The organism is Nocardia sp. TBRC8007 (assembly GCF_056629435.1).
Map to the genome: position 1 here is coordinate 1 of NZ_JBWSOR010000122.1, position 714 is coordinate 714.

Annotated in this window: 1 protein-coding gene; it reads right to left on the reverse strand. The window is 65.4% G+C overall.

The features are described from left to right. Window positions 1–694 (reverse strand): AMP-binding enzyme (locus ACX4ZE_RS22900; RefSeq protein WP_480275533.1); only part of this gene is annotated, 694 nt, incomplete at its 3' end. Window positions 695–714 lie beyond the last annotated feature (20 nt).

A 714-nucleotide genomic window follows, 5' to 3' on the forward strand; every position in this document is an offset into this window, starting at 1 on the left:
CCACGCCGAGGACCTCACCGAACAGCCCCGCCAGCACCCGTTCCCGCTCCGAGCGCGGCGCCCGATACGCCACCCCGGACACGATCTGCGGGTCCGGTAACGCCGCACGGTCGAGTTTCCCGTTCGGGGTCAACGGCATCGCCTCGACCACTATCACCGTGGCCGGGATCATGAACTCCGGCAACCGATCGGCCACAAACCGCCGCACATCCGCTGTCAGCAGGCTCGCTCGCGGATTGTTGGTGTAGCGGGCGGGGTCCTTCACCGGTGGCGAGGCCGCGAACACATCGGTGAGTTGTTTGCCGCGCGCGAGCGTGGAGTCCACGAACACCGCCTCCATACACCCCGGTTGCGGCGACCACGTCACCGCGGTGGTGAACCCCCGTCCCTCACCCAGGACATACAGATCCTCCGGAAGGAGACCATCACCGACTCGATCAACACCGGACACCAGGATCTGCTCGGACCCGATTCGGCCGGAACTGGCGGTGAGCGACTGTCCTGTCCGGAGCTGATCTACCGCACGGACTTCGTCGACCAATCCGAGATGGGGGATATGCGTCAGCCGCAGACAACCACCCTTCACCCCGGCCAGCATGCTGTCCACCGACAACAGATCATCACGGTCGGTGAACCGGATTCGGGGCACCTCCGCCAGCGACAACACCGCGATCGGACGCTTACGGAGGATCACGTCATAGCGGTAGCGGGTCA